Source organism: Streptomyces mesophilus (assembly GCF_040300965.1).
Lineage (GTDB): Bacteria > Actinomycetota > Actinomycetes > Streptomycetales > Streptomycetaceae > Streptomyces > Streptomyces mesophilus_A.
Map to the genome: position 1 here is coordinate 41,674 of NZ_JBEPEW010000004.1, position 18,261 is coordinate 59,934.

The 18,261-nt window shown below is 71.2% G+C and carries 14 protein-coding genes; 7 read left to right on the forward strand and 7 right to left on the reverse strand.

Features of this window, described 5'->3' with window-relative positions:
- Nucleotides 1-81: 81 nt before the first annotated feature.
- Together ABT367_RS02705 and ABT367_RS02710 are read right to left on the reverse strand one after the other, a co-directional pair.
- On the reverse strand, nt 82-1,443 hold the full coding sequence (locus ABT367_RS02705; RefSeq protein WP_352248823.1) for a copper amine oxidase: 1,362 nt from the start codon (nt 1,441-1,443) through the stop codon (nt 82-84).
- A gap of 89 nt (nt 1,444-1,532) precedes the next feature.
- Entirely contained in the window at nt 1,533-2,312 is a 780-nt protein-coding gene (locus ABT367_RS02710; RefSeq protein WP_352248825.1) for a Tat pathway signal sequence domain protein, read from the reverse strand.
- 186 nt (nt 2,313-2,498) lie between these two features.
- Here ABT367_RS02710 and glgX point away from each other — a divergent pair, with 186 nt between their 5' ends.
- The gene (glgX, locus tag ABT367_RS02715; protein ID WP_352248826.1) at nt 2,499-4,619 is read left to right on the forward strand and encodes a glycogen debranching protein GlgX; all 2,121 of its coding nucleotides are present in this window, start codon (nt 2,499-2,501) and stop codon (nt 4,617-4,619) included.
- On the opposite strand, the gene ABT367_RS02720 is transcribed toward glgX, so the two are convergent.
- On the reverse strand, nt 4,594-5,805 hold the full coding sequence (locus tag ABT367_RS02720) for an MFS transporter (RefSeq protein ID WP_434975383.1): 1,212 nt from the start codon (nt 5,803-5,805) through the stop codon (nt 4,594-4,596). The two genes, glgX and ABT367_RS02720, sit on opposite strands and share 26 nt — an antisense overlap.
- A 132-nt stretch (nt 5,806-5,937) precedes the next feature.
- On the opposite strand from ABT367_RS02720, the gene treY reads away from it, so the two are divergent.
- Entirely contained in the window at nt 5,938-8,352 is a 2,415-nt protein-coding gene (gene treY, locus ABT367_RS02725; protein ID WP_352248830.1) for a malto-oligosyltrehalose synthase, read from the forward strand.
- Between the two features lie 54 nt (nt 8,353-8,406).
- On the opposite strand, the gene ABT367_RS02730 is transcribed toward treY, so the two are convergent.
- Nucleotides 8,407-9,297: a LysR family transcriptional regulator gene (locus ABT367_RS02730; RefSeq protein ID WP_352248832.1), complete on the reverse strand. Its 891-nt coding sequence runs from the start codon at nt 9,295-9,297 to the stop codon at nt 8,407-8,409.
- 112 nt (nt 9,298-9,409) lie between these two features.
- Between ABT367_RS02730 and lpdA the strand changes: the two genes are divergently transcribed.
- Both lpdA and ABT367_RS02740 read left to right on the forward strand, forming a co-directional pair.
- Entirely contained in the window at nt 9,410-10,852 is a 1,443-nt protein-coding gene (lpdA, locus tag ABT367_RS02735; RefSeq protein WP_352248834.1) for a dihydrolipoyl dehydrogenase, read from the forward strand.
- A 164-nt stretch (nt 10,853-11,016) separates the two neighbouring features.
- Nucleotides 11,017-12,318, forward strand: coding sequence for a M14 family zinc carboxypeptidase (locus tag ABT367_RS02740; RefSeq protein ID WP_352248836.1), 1,302 nt, complete (start codon nt 11,017-11,019; stop codon nt 12,316-12,318).
- A gap of 69 nt (nt 12,319-12,387) precedes the next feature.
- On the opposite strand, the gene ABT367_RS02745 is transcribed toward ABT367_RS02740, so the two are convergent.
- Together ABT367_RS02745 and ABT367_RS02750 are read right to left on the reverse strand one after the other, a co-directional pair.
- The gene (locus ABT367_RS02745; protein ID WP_352248838.1) at nt 12,388-12,837 is read right to left on the reverse strand and encodes an SSI family serine proteinase inhibitor; all 450 of its coding nucleotides are present in this window, start codon (nt 12,835-12,837) and stop codon (nt 12,388-12,390) included.
- A 190-nt stretch (nt 12,838-13,027) separates the two neighbouring features.
- The gene (locus ABT367_RS02750) at nt 13,028-13,582 is read right to left on the reverse strand and encodes a DUF1707 and FHA domain-containing protein (RefSeq protein ID WP_352248840.1); all 555 of its coding nucleotides are present in this window, start codon (nt 13,580-13,582) and stop codon (nt 13,028-13,030) included.
- 292 nt (nt 13,583-13,874) lie between these two features.
- Between ABT367_RS02750 and ABT367_RS02755 the strand changes: the two genes are divergently transcribed.
- The 3 genes from ABT367_RS02755 (at nt 13,875) to ABT367_RS02765 (ending at nt 17,066) form a co-directional block, all read left to right on the forward strand.
- Nucleotides 13,875-14,777: a GNAT family N-acetyltransferase gene (locus ABT367_RS02755; protein WP_352248842.1), complete on the forward strand. Its 903-nt coding sequence runs from the start codon at nt 13,875-13,877 to the stop codon at nt 14,775-14,777.
- A 192-nt stretch (nt 14,778-14,969) separates the two neighbouring features.
- A complete protein-coding gene (gene treZ / locus ABT367_RS02760; RefSeq protein WP_352248844.1) occupies nt 14,970-16,715 on the forward strand; it encodes a malto-oligosyltrehalose trehalohydrolase in 1,746 nt (581 codons plus the stop codon).
- A 54-nt stretch (nt 16,716-16,769) separates the two neighbouring features.
- Nucleotides 16,770-17,066, forward strand: coding sequence for an antibiotic biosynthesis monooxygenase (locus tag ABT367_RS02765; protein ID WP_352248846.1), 297 nt, complete (start codon nt 16,770-16,772; stop codon nt 17,064-17,066).
- A gap of 36 nt (nt 17,067-17,102) precedes the next feature.
- Here ABT367_RS02765 and ABT367_RS02770 read toward each other — a convergent pair whose 3' ends face one another.
- A complete protein-coding gene (locus ABT367_RS02770) occupies nt 17,103-18,227 on the reverse strand; it encodes an aminopeptidase P family protein (protein ID WP_352248848.1) in 1,125 nt (374 codons plus the stop codon).
- Nucleotides 18,228-18,261: the final 34 nt, after the last annotated feature.

Genomic DNA, 18,261 nt, shown 5'->3' on the forward strand with positions numbered 1-18,261 from the left:
AGCGCCCGGACCCCGTTCAACGATCAAGGAAGGGTACTCCGGGAGCGGCGGGCGGTGCAGCAGGATGGACAGGCTGCTTTCTCAACTCCCTTGATCCGGCTGGCCGTTCTGGTCCGCGAGGTCCGCGGGAGTGAGCGGATTCATAGCGGTCACATCACGCGGGGCCAGCGAGAAGCCCTGCCAGTGCACCGGCATCGGCTGCTGGTCCTCGTCCCGCGCCACGTGATGGAAGCCCATGTTGACCCATACGATCGGGTGGGTGAGGGTCTGTCCGTTGACCCACTTGTCGACGCTCTTGCCGCCGCCCGCACCGCAGTTCGGGATGTTGTTGCTCGCGAACTGCTCGCACTTCTTGTAGTTGGTGAAGAACACGTCGTGCTTGGTGAACGGACGCCCCGAGTACTTGGCCTGCGCGCCCGGGACGATCTCGTACGAACGGGCATGGCCGTCCTTGTTCTTGCCGGCCGTGCTCACCACCCGCCACCAGCGCATCGTCCTGGCGTCCGCGGCCAGTTCCTTGGTCACCTTGGTACGCGTGGTCTTGTTGCTCGGGGCGGAGCTGCCGCGCGCGGGCGGGCTGATCTTCGAGTCGTACTGCTCGACCTTCGCCTTCGGTGAGCCGTCCAGGCCGAAGTTGAGCCGCCAGAACACGTTGTGGCTGTGGCTCGTCGCATAGTCCTTGGCGCCCTTGCCGATCGGCCAGCCCCGGCCGTCGCCCGCGTCGTAGTCACCGGAGGAGAGCGAGCCGGTCGCGCCCACGTTGGCCTGGATGGTGCCGTCGTCCTGGAAGCGCCACTCGGTGATGTACTCGTACCAGCCGACCTGGTTCACCGCGTACACGAGCAGGTCCTTGCCCTGTGTCTGGCGGATCTTGACCGAGCCGTTCTCCTGGACCTCGCTCATGCGGTACGCGTGGCCACGGGCGCGCGTGGTGACGCAGAGGCCGTTCACATTGGCCTGCTCGGGGTTCCAGGCCTCGGGGACCTTCACCTTCTTGATGGTGCCGCCCGGGCACTCCCCCGGATTCATCGGCATCAGGCCCTGCCCGAAGCCGGCGCCCGTGAGGTCGTCGTACTCCACCGAGCCGTCGTCGTAGGGGACATGGATCTGTGCGAGCTTGGCCGTGGTGAGGACCGGGATCGGGGCCGCCTCGCCCTTCGGCTGGTACGAGATCTTGTCGAGGACAAGGCCTGCGGCGGTCTCGTAGTGCCAGCACATCCGCCAGGTGGTCCCACCGGACAGCGTCTGCTCGATGCGGTACGCGGCGCTGCAGTCGGCGGCCGGTGCGGGGGCCGCCGGGGTGCCGGCGGCGGTGCCGGCCGCAGGGTTCGCGGGTGCCGCGGCGTTGGCGGGCCCCGCTGCCAGGGCCGTGCCGGCGAGGACGGCGGCGGCGCTCAGGGCGGCGAACCGGCTACGCGCGCGGCGTGCTCTGTTCACGTGCATGGTGAAGTGCTCCCTCGTACAGAAGTGGGGGGTGGCTCCACGGCTCCGGCGCAACAGGCGCCCAGGGAGCCGGAGTTGCTGCCACGGCGTCAGGAAAGGCGGCCCACCGAGCGTGAGCTCAGGTCGACGATCAGGTCACGGGCGTCGATCCAGGGCCCGTTGACCACCTTCGGGAAGAGGCGTACGCAGCGGTGCTTGCCGCACTCCGCCAGCGCACCCGGCGCGGGAGCCTCGGCGGCGGAGCGGAAGATCATGCTGTGCACCTGCAGTTGGCCGGCCTCGGTCAGGGCCTTCCCGGTCGCGTCCTTGTAGTCCTTCTTGAGGTCCGCGGAGAGCGGGCTCTTCAGAAGCAGCTCGACGGCTTCGCGGTTCTCCTCGCGGCTCGCGGGCGCCTGGACGCCCTTCTGCGTATCCGTGGCCACGACCTCACCGGCCGCCAGATCGACGGTCTTGGTGATGAGCGCGTCGGTCTTGTAGTCGTAATACGTGAGCTCGGCGCGGCGCGGCACCGACGCCCCGGCCGCCTCGTCGGGGCTCAACTCGCCGAGGTTGGTGGCGAGATGCTGGACCCCGCGGCCCCCCTCGACATCGCGGCCCCCGGTCAGCTGGGCCGCCCCCGAGGCGATCTCCTGGGCCCGCCGCAGTTCGCCGTCGGTGAGCGGGTCGCGCCCGACCCCCTTGTCCCCCTCCTCGGGAGCTGCCTCGACCTGCGCGGGCGGCAGCGCCGGAACTTCCTTCTGCTGTCCGGCCGTTGCGGCTCTGCCCGCCCCCGCCTCCGCCGTCCCCGGCAGCGTGATGCCGACCATCACCGCGGTCCCCGTGACCGCGACGGCCGCACCGGCCACCACCTTGCCCAGGTGGCGGTGCATGAGTGTGCGCACTGTTCCCCCTATGTCCTCACCTGCCTGCCCCTGTCCCCTTTGCGGGTGCAGACATTCCGAGTATGTGTGGTCGGCCTGTAGGACGGGGCGGATCGAGGGGTGGTTGCCTCACTATGGGGGAACTCTTCCCGAAGTCGCCTCAGGCCTCACGGCCGGAAGTGGAAGATTCGACCCATGCAGGTCTGGCCTGGACAGGCGTATCCGCTCGGCGCCACGTACGACGGTGCCGGGACCAATTTCGCGGTCTTCTCGGAGGCCGCCGACCGCATCGAGCTCTGTCTGCTGCACGACGACGGCTCGGAGACCGCGGTGGAGCTGCGGGAGACCGATGCCTTTGTGCGGCATGCGTATCTGCCCGGCATCATGCCCGGTCAGCGCTACGGCTTCCGCGCGCACGGCACGTACGCGCCCGAGCACGGTCAGCGCTGCAACTCGGCGAAGCTGCTGCTCGATCCGTACGCGCGGGCGATCAGCGGGCATATCGAGTGGGGCGAGGAGGTGTACGGCTACCACTTCGACGCCCCGGAGCGGCGCAATGATCTGGACTCGGCGCCGCACATGATGAGCTCGGTGGTGGTGAACCCGTACTTCGACTGGGGCGACGACCGGCCGCCGCGTACCGAGTACCACCAGACGGTGATCTACGAGGCCCATGTGAAGGGTCTGACGATGCTGCATCCGGCGGTTCCCGAGGAGGACCGCGGTACGTATGCGGCGCTCGCGCATCCGGCGGTCATCGACCATCTCACCGAACTGGGCGTCACCGCGCTCGAGTTGATGCCGGTGCATCAGTTCGTCAACGACCACCGTCTGGTCGACATGGGGCTGAGCAACTACTGGGGCTACAACACGATCGGCTTCTTCGCCCCGCACAACGCGTACGCGTCCTGGGGCGATCGAGGGCAGCAGGTCCTGGAGTTCAAGTCCGCGGTGCGGGCGCTGCACGAGGCGGGGATCGAGGTGATCCTCGACGTGGTCTACAACCACACGGCCGAGGGCAACCATCTGGGTCCGACACTCTCGTTCCGCGGCCTGGACAACACCTCGTACTACCGGCTCACGGATGATCCGCAGTACTACATGGACACGACCGGCACCGGGAACTCGCTGCTCATGCGCTCGCCGCACGTGCTGCAGCTGATCATGGACTCGCTGCGGTACTGGGTCACCGAGATGCATGTGGACGGTTTCCGCTTCGATCTCGCGGCGACGCTCGCGCGGCAGTTCCACGAGGTGGACCGGCTCTCGTCGTTCTTCGACCTGGTGCAGCAGGACCCCGTGGTCAGTCAGGTGAAGCTGATCGCCGAGCCGTGGGACGTGGGTGAGGGCGGCTACCAGGTGGGGAACTTCCCGCCGCTGTGGACCGAGTGGAACGGCAAGTACCGCGACACCGTACGGGACTTGTGGCGCGGCGAGCCGCAGACGCTGGCCGAGTTCGCCTCGCGCCTGACGGGGTCCTCGGACCTCTACCAGGACGACGGGCGCCGGCCGCTCGCCTCGATCAACTTCGTGACCTGCCATGACGGTTTCACACTGCATGATCTGGTCGCGTACAACGAGAAGCGCAACGAGGCCAACGGCGAGGACAACAACGACGGCGAGAGCCACAACCGCTCGTGGAACTGCGGGGTGGAGGGCGAGACCGACGACCCCGAGGTGCTCGCGCTGCGCGGCCGGCAGCTGCGGAACTTCATCGCCACGCTGCTGCTGTCGCAGGGTGTGCCGATGCTCAGTCACGGCGACGAGTTCGCCCGCACCCAGCACGGCAACAACAACGCGTACTGCCAGGACAGCGAGCTGGCCTGGGTGCACTGGCCGCAGGACGACGACGATGGTCTGCTGGCGTTCACCCGGGCGGCCGCCCGGCTCAGGCGGGAGCATCCGGTGTTCCGCAGGCGGCGCTTCTTCCATGGCCGTCCCGTGGAGGAACCGACCGGCTCACAGGGCGAGTTGACCGATATCGCCTGGTTCACCCCGGCGGGCGAGGTGATGCGTCAGCGCGACTGGGACCGCTCGCACGCCCGCGCCCTGTCGGTCTTCCTCAACGGCAACGCGATCTCCGAGCCGGGCGCGCGCGGCGAGCGCATCCAGGACGACTCGTTCCTGCTGATGTTCAACGCCGCGCCGGAGCCGGTCGAGTTCGTGGTGCCGCTGAACCACGGACGGCAGTGGCAGGTCGTGCTCGACACGTCCGCCGAGGACGGGGTGCCCGGCGAGGACGGCCCGAAGGTGCGGGCCGGCGACCGGCTCCGGCTCGCCGACCGCAGTCTCACGGTGCTGCAGCGGCCGGCTTGAGGTCCTTCTCCGGTACGTCCGCACCGGAAGGCTCCCGTACGGCGAGGGAGACGAGGAACGCGCAGACGGCGGCCGCGCTGCCGAGGGCGAACGCCACGTGTGCCCCGTACGCCTCGGCGAGCCGTCCCGCGACGGCGAGCGTGACCGCCTGCCCGCCGACGAAGGCGCTGACCGCGAAGGTCATGCCTTCGGAGAGCCGGTCCTTGGGCACGGCCCGCTCGGTCAGGCCGAACCCGGTGATCAGGTTCGGTGCGTAGATCGCGCCGAAGACCGTGACCACGAGGTACAGCGCTGTCATGGACCCGGTCCAGATCAGCGGCAGCGAGAGTACGGCCGCGGCGGCCGTGGCGATGCGCCAGCGCAGCCGCAGCCCGAAGCGGGCGGGCAGCGCCGCCATGGACAGGCCGACCACGGCGCTCATCACGCCCATCGCCGCGTAGACCAGACCCGCTTGGCCCGCGTGTCCCAACTCCTGGGTGAGCGCGGTGATTCCGGCTCCGCACGCGCCCAGCAGGACGCCGAGGAAGACGAGGCCGGCGCGGACCACGTGGACCGAGGGAGGCATCCGGCGTCGCGGCCGGGCGCCCGTGCCCCGTAGGGCCAAAGGCACCGCACGAGCCGAGGGGTGCAGCGCGAAGGCCGTCCCGCACCCGGCCACCAGAAGCGCCGCGAGGGCGAAGGCGTACGCGGGATGGCCGGCCACGGCCGCGATGCCGACGAGTGCGGGTCCGAGCACGAAGGACAGTTCGTCCATCGTGCCCTCCAGCGAGAGCGCCGTGTCGACCAGCCGGTCGTCCGCGCCCCGGCCGCGCGCGAGCGCCACGATGCGGGAGCGGGCCAGCGGTCCGATCCCGGGCTGGGTGGCGCCCGCGAGCACACCGAGCGCGATCAGCGCACCGGTCGGCAGGCCGGACAGCGCGGCCAGCGTGAACACGGTGATCGCGAGCGCGTTGACCAGCGCGAAGAGCAGCACCACGGGCCGCTGTCCGCGCCGGTCGGCGAGCCGCCCGAGGCAGGGGCCCATGGCCACCTGGCCGAGCGCGAGGGCGCAGCCGACGGCGCCTCCCGTGCCGAGCGAACCGCTGGTCTCGGCGACGAGCAGCACGCTGCCCATTTGGATGGTCGCGGTGGGGAGTCGCCCGAGGAACGAGACGGCCGGGAGCAACGCCCCGGTCAGCCCGATCACCTGGCGATAAGCACCGAATGTCCCTTCTGAACCCCAACTCCCCTTGGTCATCATCCGACGCTAGCCACGCCCGCCGAAGCGGGTGCATGAGCCGATGACACAAAAGCCGCGCAGCAGGGTACGTACGTTCGCATGACGACCGTGCCGTTCGCCGCTTCCTCCGGAACCTCGTTCGCCGCCCCCTCCGCCACGTACCGGCTGCAGCTGACCCCCGACTTCCCGTTCGCCGCCGCCGAGGCCGCAGTGCCGTATCTGGCGCGGCTCGGCGTCTCGCATCTGCATCTGTCGCCGGTGCTCGAGGCCGTGCCCGGCTCGCTGCACGGCTATGACGTGACGGACCATTCCCGGGTACGGGAGGAACTGGGCGGCGAGGACGGGCTGCGGGCCCTGTCGGCGACCGCGCGGGCGCAGGGCCTCGGTCTGGTCCTGGACATCGTGCCCAATCACATGGCCGCCTCCGCGCGCCACAATCGCGCGCTGTGGGAGGTTCTCAAGGACGGTCCGCAGTCGCCGTACGCCCGCTGGTTCGACATCGACTGGCAGGCGGGCGGCGGCCAGGTGCTGCTGCCGGTGCTCGGCGGCCGGGTCGGGCAGGAGCTCGCGGACTTACGGGTGGACGGTGGCGTCCTGCGCTACCACGACCTGGAGTTCCCGCTCAGGGAAGGCACCGAGGACCGGCCGCTGCCCGAGCTGCTCGATGCGCAGTGGTACCGGCTCGCGTGGTGGCGGCTCGCCCGCACGGAGCTCAACTACCGCCGGTTCTTCACGATCTCCGATCTCATCGGGGTGCGGGTCGAGGACCCGGAGGTCTTCGACGCCACCCACGGCAAACTGCTCCAGCTGCTCGCCGAGGGCGTCGCGGAGGGGCTGCGCGTGGACCATCCCGACGGCCTTGCGGACCCCGGGGCGTATCTGCGGCGGCTGCACGAGGCGACGGGCGGGCGCTGGACGGTCGTGGAGAAGATCCTCGCGGACGGTGAGCATCTGGAGGCGGGCTGGCCGGTCGCGGGCACGACCGGCTATGACGCGCTGCGGCATGTGGACGGGCTGTTCGTGGACCCCGCAGGTGCCGGTGAACTCCTGGGCCAGTACCGGCGGTTCACCGACGCGCCGGCCGACCGCGGCGGGCACTGGGAGGCGACGGTGCGCCGGGCCGCGTACAAGGTGGTCACGCATGAACTGGCCGCCGAGGTCGACCGTCTGGTGCGCGCGGTGCAGCGCTGCGCGACCTTGCCCGGGCAGCGCGACCACGCGCCGTGGGCGCTGCGCACCGCGCTGCGCGAGCTCCTGGTGCGGATGCCGGTCTACCGTCCGTACGGCACCGGTGAGTCGGTACGGCGGGTGCTCACCGACGAGGCGGCGGCCGGGGCGCGCACCGCGTTCACCGTGCCCGAGGAGGCCGACGCGGTCGACTGCGTGCGGGAGTTGCTGCTCGATCCGGCCGGCGACGCCGCGCACACCGAGCTGCGCACACGGTTCGCGCAGACCGCTTCGGCGCTGCGCGCGAAGGCCGTCGAGGACACGGCCTGCTACCGCCACACCCCGTTGCTCTCCGCGGCGGAGGTCGGGGGCGATCCGGGGCGTCCGGCGATCGGCCCGGCCGAGTTCCATGCCTTCTGCACGCGGATGCAGCGCGACTGGCCGACGGGCGGCACCGCGCTCTCCACGCACGACACGAAACGCAGCGCCGATGTACGCCTTTTCATCGCTTTGCTGTCCGAATGCCCGGACCGCTGGGCCGACTTGCTGGCCACTGTCACCGCCATGGCCGACGCGGCGCCCGCGCCCGACGCACAACTGGCCTGGGCCGCCTGGCAGACACTCCTGGGGATCGAGTTCCCGCACCAGGAGCGGATGCGGGCCACCCTGCTCAAGCACGCGCGGGAGGCGAGCCTCTTCACGTCCTGGACGGAACCCGATCCGGTGTACGAAGCGGCCGTCGAGGAGTTCATGGACGCCGGGCCGGGCGGGCCCGCGGCGTACAGGGTCTCGGAGTTCGCGCGCCCCCTGTCGGACCACGGCTGCACGAACGTGCTCGCCGCGGCCCTGATCCATCTGACGATGCCCGGGGTGCCGGATCTGTATCAGGGCACGGAGCTCCGGTATCTGGCGCTGGTCGACCCGGACAACCGGCGGCCGGTGACGTTCCAGGAAGCCCGCTTCAAGGGGCTCGACGAGGAGCGGGAGCGCTGGGATCTCGACCGCAGGAAGCTCTTCCTCACCATGACGGCCCTGCGCCTTCGGCGGGAACTCGTGGACTGCTACGGCGAGTTCGGCGGCTATGTGCCGCTCACCGCCGAAGGCCCGGCGGCCGAGCACTGCGTGGCCTTCGCGCGCACCGGGATCGCCTCGATGGCCATCACGGTCACGACCCGGCTCTCCCTGCGGCTCCTGGAGGCGGGCGGCTGGCGCGACACCACACTGGCGCTGCCGCCCGGGCGGTACGTGGACGCGCTCGCGTCCGACGAGCGGGTGCACGAAGGGCGGGTGCGGCTTGCGGACGTGACCGGGCCGTGGGGGGTGGCGCTTCTCGTACCCCACCCGTGACAGGTGCGCCGGGGGTCACCTCTCATCGGGTGTGCACGGCGAGCATCTCCGTGCTCATCGGGTGTGCACGGCGAGCACCTCGGTCACCGTCCGGACGAACGCACCGAGCACCCCGGCCGGCTCCGACCGTGTGAACACAGTCAGTTCACGCCGCCACGCCGGCTCCACGGACAGCACCGCACAGTCCTCGCCCACCGCTCCCCGTACGACATGGGCGGGCGCCGCCGCGATCCCGACGCCGGCCGCGGCCATCCGCACGGCCGTCGAGGTGTGCTCGGTCCATACGGCGGTACGAGGCGAGAAGCCGGCCTGTGCGCAGGCCCAGTCGAGGAAGCGCCGGCCGTGGACGACCGGTTCCATCGCGCACCGCACCCAGGCGAGTTCGGCCAGTTCGCCCAGCTCGACCCGCGTGCGGCCCGCGAGCCCGTCGTCGAAGGGCACGGCGAGAACGATCTCCTCCTCGCCGACGCCGGTGACGGCACCGGTCCAGTGCAAGGGCCGCGGGCCGATCGCGAGGTCGGCGACGCCCCGTTCGACCTGCTCCTCCAGCTGCTCCGTCGTGCCGTACTCGTGCAGGAGCAGCCGTACGCCCGGGTGCGCGCGGCGCCAGCGGGCGAAGACCTCGGGCAGCAGGCCGACGGCGACGGCGTGCATCGCGGCGATATGCAGCTCACCGCCCTCCGCGCCGGCCGCCGCCCGGGCGGCGCGCTGGGCCCGGGCGGCGCTGCGGACGGCGAGTTCGGCGTGCGGCAGGAACGCCCGGCCCATCGGGGTCAGGCCCACGCCCCGGGTCATCCGCTCCAGGAGCGCACCGCCCACCGACTTCTCCAGGGCCTTGATCTGGTGCGAGAGCGCGGGCTGGGTGACGTGCAGAAGCTCGGCGGCGCGCGTGAAGGACGACTCCTCCACCACCGTCAGGAAGTACTCCATCTGCCGAAGACTCATCGCCGACCACCCCCGCGAAGGCACCGCCGGCCCTCCCCATAAGCACCGTGCATGGATCCCACAAGAACATTGCCTTGGACGCGGATCAAGCCCCGGCCGCAGGCTACGGATCATGAACACCGCGACGGCAACACCCCAGGGCACGACGGCAGCACCCCAGGAAGCGGACGTCATCGTCATCGGCGGCGGCACCGGTGGCTACTCCACCGCACTGCGCGCCGCGCACCTCGGCCTCAGCGTGATCCTCGCCGAACGCGACAAGGTCGGCGGCACCTGTCTGCACCGCGGCTGCATCCCCAGCAAGGCGATGCTGCACGCCGCCGAGCTCGTCGACTCGATCGCGGAGGCGCGGGAGCGGTGGGGCGTCAAGGCGAGCCTCGAGTCGGTGGACTGGGCGGCGCTCGTGGCGACCAGGGACGACATCGTGTCCCGCAACCACAAAGGCGTCGAGGCCCATCTCGGGCACGGAGGCGTCTATGTGGTCCGTCAGAGCGCCGAGTTGGCAGGGCCGCGCACCGTGCGCGCCGGCGGCCGGACGTACACCGCGCGCCGGGGCATCGTCCTGGCGACCGGCTCGCGGCCGCGTACGCTGCCGGGTCTCGAGCCGGACGGGCGGCGCGTGGTGACCAGTGACGACGCCCTGTTCGCGCCCGGACTTCCGCAGTCGGTGCTGATTCTCGGCGGGGGTGCGATCGGCGTCGAGTACGCCTCGTTCCACCGCTCCATGGGCGCCGAGGTCACTCTGATCGAGGCCGCGGAACGGCTCGTACCGCTGGAAGACGCCGATGTCAGCCGGCACTTGACGCGCGGTCTGAAGAAGCGCGGCATCGATGTGCAGACCGGCGCGCGCCTCGAAGGCGCCGCGGTCCTCGACGACGGGGTACGCGCCACCGTCCGCACCGCCCGAGGTGAGCTGCGCACCCTGGAGGCCGAGCGGCTCCTGGTCGCCGTGGGCCGGGTGCCGGTCACCGACGGCCTGAACCTGGCGGCCGCCGGCCTGGTCACCGACGAGCGCGGCTTCGTGGCGCCCGCCGACTGGGACAGGCTCGAGACGTCCGTTCCCGGTATCCATGTCGTCGGTGATCTGCTGCCGCCGCCCTCGCTCGGCCTCGCCCACGCCTCGTTCGCCGAGGGGCTCCTGGTCGCCGAGACACTGGCCGGTCTGCCCTCGGGGCCCGTCGACTACGCCGCCGTCCCCCGAGTCACGTACTCCGCACCGCAGACGGCCTCCGTCGGGCTCGGCGAGGCCGAGGCGCGGGCGCGCGGGCACGAAGTCGAGGTGAACACCCTGCCGTTGACGGCCGTGGCCAAGGGCATGGTGCACGGGCAGGGCGGCATGGTGAAGGTCGTGGCCGTCCAGGGCGGCGGGCAGGTGCTCGGAGTCCACCTGGTCGGACCGCATGTCTCGGAGATGATCGCGGAGAGCCAGCTGATCGTCGGCTGGGAGGCCGAACCCGCCGATGTGGCCCGGCACATCCACGCCCATCCGACCCTCTCCGAAGCGGTCGGCGAAGCCTTCCTCACCCTCGCCGGACGCGGTCTGCATCAGCAGTAGGCACTCGGTGCCCCGGACGGTTCTCGGCCACCTTGACAGCAGGGTCGGCACATGGGGTACTGCGGGTGCGCACGCCGGACGGACCAGGGCCCGTCCGGCGGATCGGGCCTGGTGCACGGTGGCCCGACAGCAGGCCTGCTCCGCCGGACAGGCCCACAACGGGGGTGAGTCACCTGACGGAACAGCACTACCCCAGCGTCAATGAACTCGTCCTGTCCGCCCGGGTGTTGGTGGCCGAGCAGCCCTGGCTGTGCCGACTGCGCCGCGTCGGCACCTCGCGGGCCGGACGCCCGTTGCACCTGCTCTCGGTGGGCCACGCGACCCGTACCGTCCTCGTGGTGGCGGGGGCGCACTCCAACGAACCGGTCGGCGGCCCCACGGCGCTGCACCTGGCCCGTCAGGTCGCCGCCGACCCCCGCCTTCGCACCCACACCTCCTGGCACTTCCTGCTCTGCGCCGACCCCGACGGGGCGAGTCTGCACCGTTCCCTCACACCGGCCTCGCTGCTCGACTACCACCGGCACTTCTTCCGGCCGGCCGGGCCCGAGCAGCCGGAGTGGGCGCCGTCGGTGCTCCCGCCGGACCGGCTGCCGCCCGAGGCGCGCACCCTGCTGCGGCTGATCGACGAGCTGCAGCCGTATCTGCAGGTGTCGCTGCACGGCACCGATCTGGGCGGCACCTGGGTGCAGTTGACCCGGGAGATACCGGGTCTCGCCGAGCCGTTCGCGAAGTCCGCCGCGCAGCTGCACATCCCCATCGAGACCGGGACCTCGGACGCGGCAGGCTGGCCGGTCACCGGTCCCGGGGTGCATGTGATGCCGCAGCCCGGGTCCGAAGTGCCCTTCCCCAGCCTGCCCGAGGACGTGACCCGCTCCACGTGGTACCACGCCCACCGCTACGGGGGGCTCACCGCGATCGTCGAAGTGCCCATGTGGGCCAGCGATCTCGTCGACGACACGCATGCCCACCCCGATCCGGGGGCGGCCCTGCAGCATGTGTCGCGGCGGCTGCGGGCCCAGGCCGCGCAGGTGGAGCAGGTGCTGTCCCGCGCCAGGACGGCCGAGCGGTACGCGGCCGCCCACACGGATACCGGCGGCCCGTTGGAGCCGCCGCACCCGCTGGCACCGCTGCTGCGCGCCACGCGCTGGGCGCTCGACCTCGTGCCGGGCCTTGCCGACGACTGGCTCCTTCCGCCGCCCGCCGACGCGACCATGACGTATGTCTCCAGCATCGACGCGTTCGGCCGGCGCCTTCCGCTACGGGCCGCGGCGATGCTCCTGAGGGTCCTGAAGGCGGCAGGCGACCCCACGGCGCCGGAGCTCGACCACCTGGTGACGCGCTGGTGCGAGGAGTTCGCGACGGCGTTCCGCGCGCGGTGGGTGCCGCTCGAGCACCAGGTCGAGCACCAGGCGCGCACCGTGCTCACGGCGGCGCAGTATGCGCGCGTGGCCGCGGATGCCGCTTAACACCTGCGCCGAGGCATACGAAAGCGGGCTGCACGCATCGCGTGCAGCCCGCTCGGTGATGCCCGGGAGTTACTCGGCGAGCTCGAAGACCTTGCCGGTCGCCGCGCCCATCACACAGTCGTTGGAGAAGCTCTTGGCGTAGATGCGGCGGGTGCCGTCCCACATGCCGTACGCGACCGCTGTGACCGGCTTGTAGATCATCGGGCAGCCGACGTCCTGCGGCTTGATGTTGCCGATCTCGCCCTTGGCCCTGGTCAGCGCGCGGCAGGCGGCGCCCGCGTTCGGGTGGCCGTTGCCCTTGCCGGGCGGGCAGCGGAGCAGGCGGGCCTGCAGATCGCCGAAGGCGCCGTCGCCCTCCATCACGCCGAGGTACATCCAGTTGCCCGGCAGCGCACGGCCCGTGGCCCGGCGCTCGGTGTCGTGGTCGGCACCGGAGGACGCCGAGGCGCCGCCCGCGCCGCCGACGAGGAGCGCGCCCGCGGCCACCGCCGCGAACAGGCCCTTGCTTGCGGTCGTCATGATCGTCATGGGGCATGCATCGGCACACAGGACCTCGCGATCACCCCCACTCACTCGAACGGGAGCTGCAGAAAGGGTTTGGTGTCCGCCGGTTGGCCCTCTTGCACCCTCCTGCGTGCCGACCGGAACTCGCGCCCTGCCGCGTGCCGGCCGGGCATGCGCTCTACCGCGTGCCGGCCGGGCATGCGCCCTACTGCGCGGCCAGCCGGAACCGCATCGACCCGAACGCGATGTGATCGCCCTCGCGCACCACCGTCGCGCCGACGACCCGACGCCCGTTGACGGAGGTCCCGTTGGTCGAGCCGAGGTCGCGCAGGACCCAGATACCGCCCTGGAGGACCAGTTCGGCGTGGCTGCGCGAGACCGTCTCGTGGCTGAGCCGCAGCCCGTTGGCGGGATCGCGGCCGATCCGCAGCGGGAACGGTCCGGGCAGCGGAAGCAGCAGCTTCGGCAGCCGTTCGGCCTCCCACGCGCGGCGCACCCGCACGGTGAACGCGGAGACGGCACCGATCGCGCCCGTCAGGGCGTTGACCATCCGGCCGCCCTCGGCGGTGGGCAGATCGGCGGTGAGCCGGGCCAGTTCATGGGGGCGGCGCGCCACCAGCGCGAGCTCCATCCGGCGCACGAAGGTGTCGTGCGAAAGCCTCCCCTGGGCCACGCCGTCGCGCAGTGCGGCCAGCACCTCGTCACGCTCGGCGTCCGACACCCGTGCGGGATAGGTCGGGAACTCGAAGGAGGACGTCACGTACGTGATTGTCGGCCAGCGGGCCGTGGGTGTCCAGAAAACCGCTGATCCAAGGGCCGGTTCAGCAGGCCCGCCATGCTCCCTGCCCAAACCCGTGGACAGACCACGTACTGCGAACTTAGTCTCGTACCGACGCCTTGGATCACGGAAGGGAGGCGAGTGCGATGACGTACACGACCCATGCGAACACCGCCCGCCGCTCCCGCCGCGACCGCACAGCGTCCCGGTCCTGAAGGACCGCGTCCGGCCGGGAGGGTGAGCGATCAGATCCATCACCTCCGGAAGGAAATCCATGACCGAGCTGGTCATCCGCGCGCTCAACGAGAGCGACGCCGCTCTGTTCGACTCCCTTGACGATCCCGGCCTGGTGGGCCGCGCCATCGCGGGCATCGAGTACGCCACGTTCGCCGAAGGCGGCGACTACCGCCCCGACTGGACTTACGTGGCCCTGCGCGACGACCGCGTCGTGGCCCGCGCGGCCTGGTGGGGCGCCGAGGGCAACGAGAAGCCGGTCCTGCTCAACTGGTTCGACTTCGCCGAAGGCGAGCAGGACGCGGGCACCGAACTGCTGCGCCGTGCGCCCTTCGACGTCGAGTACGAGCTGATGCTCCCGCCCGACTGGCGCGAGCGCCCCGAGACTCTTGCCGCCGGGCAGGCGCGGATCGCGGCGGCCGAGGCCGCCGGCATGAAGATGCTCGTGGAGCGCTATCACTACCGGTGGACCCCGGAGTGCGGTCTGCCGCCGCGTCCGGACCGTCTGACGTTCCGCGAGGAGCGCGACGACGCCGTGCTCTTCGGCATCCTGCGCCGTATCCACTCGGCGACCCTTGACGCCCATGCGCTGCGCTCGGCCGCCGAGCACGATCTCGACAAGGCGGCGCAGGAGGAGCTGGACTACATCCACTGGTGCCCCGAGGCCTGGCCGCAGCTCGCGTACGACGCCGAGGGCGAGCTGGTCGGAATGCATCTGCCGGTCCGTATCCCGTCCGGTTTCGCGGCCGGGTTCATCGGCGTCCTGCCCGAGCAGCGCGGGCACGGGTACGCCTTCGATCTGCTCGCCGAGTGCACCCACTTCATGGTCGACAAGGGCGCGACGGTCGTCGTGGGGGCCACCGACGAAGGCAACTTCCCGATGGCAGCTCATTTCGCCAAGGTGGGGTACCCCGTGGTGCAGAAGCGGATCAACCTCGTGTGAGGCCTTGCGGTTTCCTCCCACGTCCCTAGGGCCTGATCCACAAGACGGGCCCCAGGACAGTGGAGCGGGTCCGGCGCACGCTTTTGGACGTTGTGTGCCGGACCCGCGAAAACCCCCGGCATCACGATCATTTGTGCAGCACGATGGTCCCGCGCGACATACGAGGCGTACGACGACGAGGGGGAATCGTCCGTGCTGTTCGAGGTGTGGGCACCCGATGCCCAGCAGGTGACGCTGCAACTCCAAGGCGTCGAGCGGGCGTTGGACCCGGATCCGACCCGTGCGGGCTGGTGGATCACCGAAGCCGAGGCCTCCGACGGCGACCGCTACGGGTTCCTGCTCGACGGCGGGCCGGTGCTTCCCGACCCCCGCTCGCGCCGCCTTCCCGACGGTCCGGACGGCCTGAGCGCGGTCGTCGACCCCACCGCGTACACCTGGCGCCACGACTGGCCCGGACTCGGGATGCGCGACGCCGTGCTCTACGAGCTGCACATCGGCACGTACACCCGCGAGGGCACCCTCGACGCCGCGGCCGCCCGGCTCGGCCACCTCAAGCGGCTCGGGATCACCCATGTCCAGCTGATGCCGCTGTGCTCGTTCCCCGGCAGGCACGGCTGGGGTTACGACGGGGTCGCGCCGTGGGCCGTGCACGAGCCCTACGGCGGGCCCGAGGCGCTGAAGCGCTTTGCCGACGCGGCGCATGAGCTCGGGCTCGGTGTGGTGCTCGACGTGGTGCACAACCACCTCGGGCCGTCCGGCAACCACCTGCCCGCGTACGGCCCGTACTTCACGGAGACCCACCACACCCCGTGGGGCGCGGCCGTCAATCTGGACGCACCGGGTTCGGACGACGTCCGCGCGTACTTCCTGCAGAGCGCGCTCGCCTGGTTGCGCGACTACCGGCTCGACGGGCTGCGGCTCGACGCGGTGCACGCGCTGCACGACTCCCGCGCGCTGCCCTTCCTCGAGGAACTGTCCACGGCGGTCGACGAGTTGGCCGCCGAGCTCGGCCGCCCCCTGTTCCTGATCGCCGAGTCCGACCTCTGCGATCCACGCCTGATCACCCCGCGCGGCGAGGGCGGGCTCGGGCTCCACGCACAGTGGAACGACGACTTCCACCACGCCCTGCACTCCACCCTGACCGGCGAATCCCAGGGCTACTACGCCGACTTCGCCGAAGCTCCGCTCGCCGCGCTCGCCAAGACGCTCACGTCCGGCTTCTTCCACGACGGCACGTACTCCTCCTTCCGCGGCCGCGCCCACGGCCGGCCCCTGGACCGCGCCCGCGTTCCGGCCTTCCGCCTTGTCGGCTACAGCCAGACCCACGACCAGATCGGCAACCGCGCGCTCGGTGACCGGCTCTCGGACTCCCTCTCCCCCGGCCTGCTCGCCTGTGCGGCGGCGCTGACCCTGACCGGGCCGTTCACGCCGATGCTCTTCATGGGCGAGGAGTGGGCGGCCTCCACGCCCTGGCAGTACTTCACGGACCATACGGACCCGGAGCTCGCCGAGGCCGTACGGACGGGCCGCAGAAGGGAGTTCGCGGCCCACGGCTGGGCGGAAATGGAGATCCCGGACCCGCAGGACCCGGCGACCCGCGAGCGGTCCTGTCTCGACTGGTCGGAGCCGAGCACGGGACACCACGCCCGCGTCCTGGCCTGGTACCAGGAGCTGGTGGCGCTGCGCCGCTCGCTGCCCGATCTGGAGGACCCGGATCTGGCGGCGCTGCGGGCCGCGTTCGACGAGCAGGGACGCTGGCTGGCGCTGCGCCGCGGCGATCTGCGGATCGCGGTCAACTTCGGCAAGGAGCCGGCGCGGATCCCGCTCCAGGGCGGTGCCTCGCGGGTGCTCGCGGCATGGGAGCCGGTCGAGGCGCCGGGGGCGGACGGGGTGCTGACGCTTGCGCCGGAATCCTGCGTACTCCTGGCGCCCGCCTAGGATTTGTGACGCGGAACAGGGACACCACTCCAGCCCTGTGGCACGCTGACAGCCGTGATCATCAGAGTGAGCGAGGCCCGCGTACGTCCCGAGCGCTTCGACGCCTTCCGCGACTGGATCGTCACCATGGTGCGCGACTGGCCCGACCGCTACCCCGGCATGATCGGCCACGAGGTCCTGCTCGCGCCGCCGAACTCGCTCCTCTATGTGAGCCGTTGGCGCGGCGAGCAGGACCTGGCGGACTACGCAGGGGAGAACTGGCGGGACGAGCCGATCACGCTGCCGGGCGAGGAGGAGTACCTCACCGCACCGCTCGAGGTACGGCACTTCACGGTCGCGCCGCTGGACTGAGGGGCCCGGCTCCCACTCGAACCGACGCCCCGGCTCCTACTCGACGACGGCCAGCTCCCGTTCGGTGGCGTTGAGCCGCCGCCCGCCGTCCTGCGTGACGGTCACGATGTCCTCGATCCGTACGCCGAAGCGGCCCGGCAGATAGATCCCGGGCTCCACCGAGAAGCACATCCCGGGCACGAGCGGCTGCTCCTCGCCTTCGATCATGTACGGCGGTTCATGCGTGGTGACACCGATGCCGTGCCCGGTCCTGTGGATGAAGTACTCGCCGTATCCGGCCTCGTCGATCACCGCACGCGCGGCCCGGTCCACCTCCTGGCAGGCGATCCCCGGCCGGACCGCCGCGCACCCGGCCTCCTGCGCCCGGCGCACGATGTCGTGCACCTTGCGCTCCTCGTCGGTGGGTTCGCCGACATGGACCGTACGGGAGGTGTCCGAGCCGTAGCCGTGCATCAGACCGCCGAAGTCGAGCACGATCATGTCGCCGTGCTCGATGACCCGCTCGCCCGCCTCGTGGTGCGGGTTGGCACCGTTCGGCCCCGAGCCGACGACGGTGAAGTCGACCTGTTCGTGCCCGAACTGCCGCAGCAGATCAGCGAGATCACCCGCGACCTCCAGTTCGCGCCGGCCCGCGAACCGCACCTTCTTGATCTCCTCGTACGTGGCGTCGGCGGCGGCGCCCGCGGCCGCGAGCCGCTCCAGTTCGTGGGCGTCCTTGACGCCGCGCAGCATCGGCAGGCACGCGGTCAGCGGGGTGTACGTGGTGCCCGGGAGCTGGCCCTGGATGCCGAGCAGATGCAGCGCCCAGGTGTTGTCGCTGACGCCGAAGCGGCCGTCGACATCGAGCAGCGGCGCGGTCACGGCATAGGGGTCCTTGCCGTCGGTCCAGTCGCGCAGCGTCAGCGCGGGCGCGCCCGCGGCCTTCTCGGCGTCGGGCGCTTCGAGGGTCGGGACGACGAGCACGGGCTCCTGGCCGGCCGCGAGGACCAGCATCGTGAGCCGCTCGGTCTCGGCGGGCGGCCGGTACCCGGTGAGCCACACCATGTCGGGTCCGGGCGCGATCAGGACCCCGGCAAGACCCGCATCGGCCGCGGCCTGCGCCGCGCGCTCCATCCGGGCCTGGTAGTCGTCGGCGGTGAACGGCGCGGGGGCGGTGGACATCGCGGGCTCCTCGATGCGTGTGGGCTTCGACGGA

Excerpts from the sequence above, each read along its gene's own strand:
- ABT367_RS02705 (WP_352248823.1), bottom strand. The coding sequence starts at position 1,443 with ATGCACGTGAACAGAGCACGCCGCGCGCGTAGCCGGTTCGCCGCCCTG.
- ABT367_RS02710 (WP_352248825.1), bottom strand. The coding sequence starts at position 2,312 with ATGCACCGCCACCTGGGCAAGGTGGTGGCCGGTGCGGCCGTCGCGGTC.
- glgX (WP_352248826.1), top strand. The coding sequence starts at position 2,499 with ATGCAGGTCTGGCCTGGACAGGCGTATCCGCTCGGCGCCACGTACGAC.
- treY (WP_352248830.1), top strand. The coding sequence starts at position 5,938 with ATGACGACCGTGCCGTTCGCCGCTTCCTCCGGAACCTCGTTCGCCGCC.
- ABT367_RS02730 (WP_352248832.1), bottom strand. The coding sequence starts at position 9,297 with ATGAGTCTTCGGCAGATGGAGTACTTCCTGACGGTGGTGGAGGAGTCG.
- lpdA (WP_352248834.1), top strand. The coding sequence starts at position 9,410 with ATGAACACCGCGACGGCAACACCCCAGGGCACGACGGCAGCACCCCAG.
- ABT367_RS02745 (WP_352248838.1), bottom strand. The coding sequence starts at position 12,837 with ATGACGACCGCAAGCAAGGGCCTGTTCGCGGCGGTGGCCGCGGGCGCG.
- ABT367_RS02755 (WP_352248842.1), top strand. The coding sequence starts at position 13,875 with ATGACCGAGCTGGTCATCCGCGCGCTCAACGAGAGCGACGCCGCTCTG.
- ABT367_RS02770 (WP_352248848.1), bottom strand. The coding sequence starts at position 18,227 with ATGTCCACCGCCCCCGCGCCGTTCACCGCCGACGACTACCAGGCCCGG.